The organism is Pseudomonas sp. Z18(2022) (assembly GCF_036346535.1).
In the GTDB taxonomy this organism is placed as follows: domain Bacteria; phylum Pseudomonadota; class Gammaproteobacteria; order Pseudomonadales; family Pseudomonadaceae; genus Aquipseudomonas; species Aquipseudomonas yamanorum_A.
In genome coordinates, this window is sequence record NZ_JAOTOA010000055.1 from 1 (window position 1) to 4,640 (window position 4,640).

The following is a 4,640-nucleotide window of genomic DNA, read 5'->3' on the forward strand; positions in this document are numbered from 1 at the left end:
GGTCAGCGCTTTGACAGCTCCATAATCATCCGGCTCAACAGGTAAATCCGCGGCGCCACGCTCTCCACCTCGGCATATTCCTCCGGCGTATGGATATTGCCCCCCACAATCCCGAACCCGTCCAGGGTCGGCGTGCCCACGCCAGCCGACAAGCTGGCATCCGCCGCCCCGCCGCTGCCTTCAATGGTCAGCTTGCGTCCCAGCTCGCCGTAGATCCCCTGGGCAATCGCCACCAGTTTGTCCGACTCCGGCGTCTGTGGCATCGGCGGCAGGCCGCGGTGCAGGCTGGTGGTCACTTCCGTCTCGGGGATCAGCTTGTTGGCCGAGACCCGCGCCAGGTCTTTCTCGATGCGGTCAAACTCTTCCGGCAACGCCGCCCGTACGTCAGCCTTGGCGGTGGCCTGGTCCGGGATCACGTTGACCCGGTCGCCTGAGTTGATCACGGTGAAGTTGATGGTGGTTTTCTTCTCCGCGTCCCCCAGCTTGCCCAGTTGCAGGATCTGGTGCGCCGCTTCCATCGCCGCATTGCGCCCCAGTTCCGGGGCCACGCCGGCGTGGGCGGCCTTGCCCTTGACCTCGACCACCGCGGTGGCGCTGCCTTTGCGCCACACCACCAGGCCATCCGCCGGGCGGCCCGGTTCCAGGTTCAGGGTCACGTCGTGGCCCTTGGCGGTGTTGCGGATCAGTTCGGAGGCGCCGTCGGTGCCGGTTTCTTCGCTGGCATCCAGCAGGAAAGTGATTTGCGCGTAGTCCCTGAAGCCCTGGTTTTTCAGGACTTTCAAGGCGTAGATGCCGGCGACGATGCCGCCCTTGTCATCCATCACGCCCGGGCCATAGGCGCGGCCGTCCTTGATGTGGAACGGCCGGGCGGCGGCCGAGCCTTCCTTGAACACGGTGTCCATGTGGGCCATCAGCAGGATCTTGGCTTTGCCGGTGCCTTTGAGGGTGGCGACGACATGGCTGTTATGGGCAGCGGCATCGGGTACCAACTGGATGCTGAAGCCCAGTTGCTTGAGCTCGTCGACGGCGATGTCACGCACTTGGGTCAGGCCCGGCTCGTAGCCGGAGCCCGAATCGATATTCACCAGGCGCTCCAGCAATTTCAGGGCGTCGGCTTTGTACTGCTCGGAGTCGGCCTGGATCTGCTTGTGGGGTTCGGCGCTGAAGGCCGGCATCGCGAAAGACAGCGCCAGGGTGGCCGCCAGCAGGGTGCGTGGGAAGTTGAAGAGCATGAACCGATCCTTGTTTTTGTTGAAAGGTAGTGCTCCACCCTACCTGACAATAAACAATTTGTTGATCCTCAGATCGACCTCAACCAACTTCCCTGCACCGAACTGACCCGGTTGCGCCCGCTGCTCTTGGCCTCGTACAACGCCTGGTCGGCATCGTTCAGCCAACTGGTGGCGTCACCGTGTGCCGGGCGGTACGGCGCCAGGCCGATACTCAGGCTGGCGCGCAGGGTCGGGTCCTGGGCGTAGGCCAGGGAGTTGAAGCGGTCACGCAGGGCGTCCATCACTTCGGCGGCGCGGTTCAGGGGCATGTCTGGCAGGATCACGCAGAATTCATCGCCACCATAACGCCCGGCCAGGTCGGTGGCCCGCAGGTTCTGGCGCAGCACTTTGCTCAGTTGGCGCAGCACGATGTCGCCGGTGACATGGCCGTAGGTGTCGTTGATGGTCTTGAAGTGGTCGATGTCGATCAGCGCGATGGCGGCGCCCTGCTGGTCGCGACGGCAGCGCTGGAACTCGATTTCCAGGTGGTCTTTCCAGGCGCCGTGGTTGAGCAGGCCCGACAGGCTGTCGGTGCGGCTCAGGGCCAGTAACTCGCGTTTGTGCCTGGCCAGGGTGATCGCTTGCCGGTAGCAGATCCAGCCCAGGGCCAGGGGATACAGCATCAGGATCGGCAGGCAGGCGTAGAGCTGCGCTTCGCTGGTGAGGGCCGTCACCGCCGGGGTGAACACCAGCAGCGAGGCGCCGATGCCCAGCGCCTGGGCCACCCAGCCGGCGAGCATGAAGCGCGGGCCGCCGATGGCGACGTTGTTCATGGTCATCATCGACAGCGTGGTGACGCTGGGCAGCGGGTTGAACTGCATGGCGCCCACCCAGAACCCGCCGCAGAACGAGTCGAACAACAGGTTGCGGTGTTCCGAGCGCAGGGAGTTTTTTGAGTGCCGCGACCATTGGTACGCCACGTGCGGCCAGATGAAGGCGTTGGCCACCATCACCACCCAGACCCAAGCGGGCTTATCCAGCGGATAGATGGCGGCAGCCACGCAGATAAACCCGAGGGTCAACCCCAGGGTGCGCGACTTGTACAAACGTGTAGCGAGCGAAAGTCCCTTTCCTCCTGCAGCTGACATGGTCTGGCTTGATCCTGGATGAATGCTCGAAGTCTATCAGGGCAACGGCAGATCGCCACTACCGCTCATAAGCTGGCCTTCAGTTCGAAAAGCCCCGGGCCAGCATCAACGCCACGCCCAACAGCAGCACCGCCGTGGCCCGTTGCAGCAAAACCCGGCGCTTGGGGTTTTCCAGTACGTGCTTGATGCGCTGGCCGAAGTAGCAATACAGGCAGCCACTGGCAAATTGCAGCAGCAGGAAGGTCAGGCCAAGGATCGCAATATCGGCGGCGGCGCTGCCTTGGCCGATGGCGGCGAACTGCGGGAACACGGCGCTGAACAGGATGATCGCCTTCGGATTCGACAGGCCGGTCAGCAGGCCTTTACCGAACAGGCTGCGGGCATTTTCCGGGGTCGGGTCGGCGGTTTTGATCGTCACCCCGCTGCTGGTCCATTGCTTGTAGGCCAGGTAAAGAATGTAGGCGACGCCCACCACCTGGATGACGCGAGTGATCAGCGGGTAGTCCTTGATCAATTCGGAAAAACCCACGGCGAAGATTAGGATCGACACCAGGTAGGACACACTCGCCCCGAACTGCGCCGGCAGCGAGCGGCGCAGGCCGTCTTTCAGGCCGAGGCTGAGCAACAACAAGGTCATGGGACCAGGGCTGAACGCCAGGGTGGTGCACAGCAGCAGGAAGTACAAAAACGAAGACAGGGTGAGTGCAGTGACCATGGCGTGGAGTTTCACAGCAAGAAGGAAGGCTTGCAGTCTAGGGCGCACGTCGCGCCAGAGGCAGGTAAACTCCACGGATATATGCGCAGACTTTACCGGTAAAGTTGGCGGCAAACTTAAGGACAGTGTGATGCCCATTCCTGCGATTCACTTTCATGACCGAGCGCCGAAGGTGCAGCAGATCGTCGATGCCCTGGCCCATGCCATTGAGCAAGGCGAGTTGGCCGCCGGCAGCAAACTGCCCTCGGTGCGTGAGTTGGGAGCCTTGCTGGGCGTCGGAAAATTCACCATCAATGAAGCGCTGGATCGCCTGCGCGGGCGTCACCTGCTGACCTCCAGCCAGGGCCGAGGGCACTTTGTCGCCAGCAGCCTGGCGCAGCCGTCGTCCAGCAACTGGGTCGACTTGCTGCCCCAGGATTTGCTCAGCGTACTGCGCCGCCCGCTGGCCATGGCACCGGGCGATCTGCGCCCCGGCGGCGGCCACTTGCCGGAAGACTGGCTGGATTCCGAGGCACTGCGCCAGGCCATGCGCAGTGCCGTGCGCGCCCCTACCCTGCGCATCGCCGGGCTGGGCACCCCGGCGGGCTTGCTGCCGTTGCGCCAGGCCCTGCAACAGAAACTGCACGGTGAAGGGTTGTCGGTGCCGGTAGAGCAGATCATCACCACCCCCAACACCCTGCAAGGCCTGGACATGCTTATGCGCCTGCTGGCGCGGCCCGGGGATACGGTGCTGCTGGATGCGCCGTGTTACTTCAACTTCCACGCGAACCTGGCGTTGCATGGGGTCAAGGTGGTGACCATCGCGCGGCGGCCTGACGGCTTTGATTTTGCCGCGCTTGAGCAATTGCTCGCCGAGCATCGTCCCAGCCTGTACCTGACCACCAGTGTGTTGCATAACCCGACCGGGCATTCGTTCAGCCCGAGCCAGGCGTTTCGCTTGTTGCAACTGGCCCGGGAGTATCGCTGCCATATCGTCGAGGATGATCTCTACGGGGATTTACACCCTAATCCGCCGCCACGTTTGGCGACGTTGGCGGGCTTGGAGCAGGTGACGTACCTGTCGGGGTTTTCGAAAGTGCTGACGGCGAATGCGCGGGTCAGTTACGTGGTGGCGGCGCCGCAGTTGGCGGCGAACCTGACCAACATGAAGTTGATGAGCGGCGGGATTACCTCGGAGCTGTTTGAACAGATTGTGTATCGGCTACTGAGTGAGGGCGGGTACGCCCGGCATCGCAAGCGCATGGCCCAGCGGCTGCTGGAGGCCGGGGGGCGGGTTGAGCAGTGGCTGCGGCGGTGTGGCTGTGAGTTGCCGATGGGGTTTGAAGGGGGGATGTTTATCTGGGCGCGGTTGCCGGCCGGGGTCAATGGTGAACGGTTGGCTGAAGCCGGGTTGAAACGCGGGATGGTGTTGGCGCCAGGGGCGTTGTTCGGGTATGAACCGGGGTTGCGGGATTTTATGCGGTTTAATGTGGCGCATTGTGATGAGGCGCGGGTTCAGGGGGTGTTTGAGGCGGTGTTGCGGGGCTGACGAGGTGTACATATCCGTTGGTTTTGTAACGGCGCTGT

Annotated in this window: 4 protein-coding genes; 1 reads left to right on the forward strand and 3 read right to left on the reverse strand. The window is 63.1% G+C overall.

The features are described from left to right. Window positions 1-2: 2 nt before the first annotated feature. The 3 genes from V3W39_RS33480 to V3W39_RS33490 form a co-directional block, all read right to left on the reverse strand. Window positions 3-1,232, reverse strand: a complete 1,230-nt coding sequence (locus tag V3W39_RS33480) for a M20/M25/M40 family metallo-hydrolase (RefSeq protein ID WP_177122055.1) — start codon at window positions 1,230-1,232, stop codon at window positions 3-5. 68 nt (window positions 1,233-1,300) lie between these two features. After that, window positions 1,301-2,359 carry a diguanylate cyclase gene (locus tag V3W39_RS33485; protein ID WP_177122054.1) on the reverse strand — a complete coding sequence of 353 codons (1,059 nt, stop codon included), beginning with the start codon at window positions 2,357-2,359 and terminating at the stop codon, window positions 1,301-1,303. Between the two features lie 79 nt (window positions 2,360-2,438). Then, window positions 2,439-3,074 (reverse strand): LysE family translocator, encoded by a 636-nt coding sequence (locus V3W39_RS33490; protein WP_177079628.1) that lies wholly within the window; start codon window positions 3,072-3,074, stop codon window positions 2,439-2,441. Between the two features lie 130 nt (window positions 3,075-3,204). On the opposite strand from V3W39_RS33490, the gene V3W39_RS33495 reads away from it, so the two are divergent. Continuing rightward, complete coding sequence (locus V3W39_RS33495) at window positions 3,205-4,602, forward strand: aminotransferase-like domain-containing protein (RefSeq protein WP_330214175.1); 1,398 nt, start codon at window positions 3,205-3,207, stop codon at window positions 4,600-4,602. The last annotated feature ends 38 nt before the right edge of the window (window positions 4,603-4,640 follow it).